This is a genomic window from Rhodoferax sp. RT5P35 (assembly GCF_056521385.1).
In genome coordinates this window covers 1-1,013 of record NZ_JBWMAX010000391.1, presented here as the reverse complement: position 1 = coordinate 1,013, position 1,013 = coordinate 1, and the positions used below count along the sequence as shown (strand labels likewise).

At 62.1% G+C, this 1,013-nt stretch carries 1 protein-coding gene; it reads left to right on the top strand.

The window, feature by feature from the left end:
- The coding region (locus tag AC097L_RS26575) for an ABC transporter substrate-binding protein (RefSeq protein ID WP_479589680.1) at window positions 1-943 on the top strand (943 nt) is incomplete at its 5' end.
- Window positions 944-1,013: the final 70 nt, after the last annotated feature.

Genomic DNA, 1,013 nt, shown 5'->3' with positions numbered 1-1,013 from the left:
GGATGACGCCACCGACCCCACCAATGGCGTGAAAAATGCCAAGCGCTTTGTGACCGACGACAAGGTGGACATCATCATGGGCTCGGTCGCCACGCCGGTGGCGATCCCCATGGCGGGCGTTGCTGCTGAAGCCGAGACGGTACAACTGGCGTTCTCACCCGCTGTGCTGCCACCGGGCAAAGACGGTTGGACCTTCCGCATGCCCCAATCCAATGCGGTGATGGCCCACGCCATGATCGGTTTGATGAAGAAGCAAGGCGTGAAGACCGTCGGCTTCCTGGGCTACACCGACGCGTATGGCGAGAGCTGGCTCAAGGACTTCACGGCTGAGGCCGACAAGAATGGCATCAAGGTGGTGGCCACAGAGCGTTTTGCCCGCTCCGACACCAGTGTGACGGCCCAGGCCCTCAAGCTGATCGCCGCCAGCCCCGACGCGATGCTGATCGTCGCTTCCGGCAGCGGCGCGGCCATGCCCCACAAAGGGGTGATCGAGCGTGGCTACAAGGGCAAGATTTACCAGACCCACGCCGCAGCGTCCCGTGACCTGATGCGCGTCGGTGGCAAGGATGTGGAAGGCGCTTACGTGGTGTCCGGCCCGGCCGTGATTGCCGAGCAGCTGCCCGACAGCCATCCCTCCAAAAAGGCCGCCATTGCCTTTGTTGAGCAGTACGAAAAAGCCTACGGTGCGGGCTCGCGCAACCAGTTTGCCGGCCATGGCTATGACGCCATGCTGGTGATGGAAAAGATTGTGCCCATGGCCCTGAAAAAGGCCGAACCCGGCACCAAGGAGTTCCGCGCTGCCCTGCGCGAGGCGATGGAAACCATGGGCCGCACCGTGGTGTCGCATGGCGTTGTCAACTGGACCAAGGACGACCATTGGGGTTACACGCTCGAAACCGGCGTGATGCTCAAGGTGGTCAATGGCGACTGGAAAGTCGAATAACACGGTCGACTCATGACATGGGGCCGCCCCGATGGCGGCTCCCATGATGGTCTCTCAATCTCAACGGGCT